Origin of the sequence: Paenibacillus sp. 598K (assembly GCF_003851045.1) — a bacterium.
In the GTDB taxonomy this organism is placed as follows: Bacteria; Bacillota; Bacilli; order Paenibacillales; family Paenibacillaceae; genus Paenibacillus_D.
Map to the genome: position 1 here is coordinate 1 of NZ_BFBX01000389.1, position 208 is coordinate 208.

A 208-nucleotide genomic window follows, 5' to 3' on the forward strand; every position below is an offset into this window, starting at 1 on the left:
GCTGCCCGCCGAGCGCTGGGAGGCGTGGCGTGAGCTGATCGGCCGCAAGGCGGCGGGCGAGCCGGTGCAGTACATCATCGGCGAGGGTTGGTTTTATGGCCGGCCGTTTGCGGTGACGCCGGCGGTGCTCATCCCGCGGCCCGAGACGGAGCTGCTCGTCGAGGCGGTGCTCACCGAGGCGGATCGGCTGTGGCCGTCGGCAGCGGCG

Annotated in this window: 1 pseudogene; it reads left to right on the forward strand. The window is 73.1% G+C overall.

What is annotated here, in order from left to right:
- Positions 1–208: pseudogene (locus PA598K_RS35575) on the forward strand (protein-(glutamine-N5) methyltransferase, release factor-specific); the annotation flags it as partial.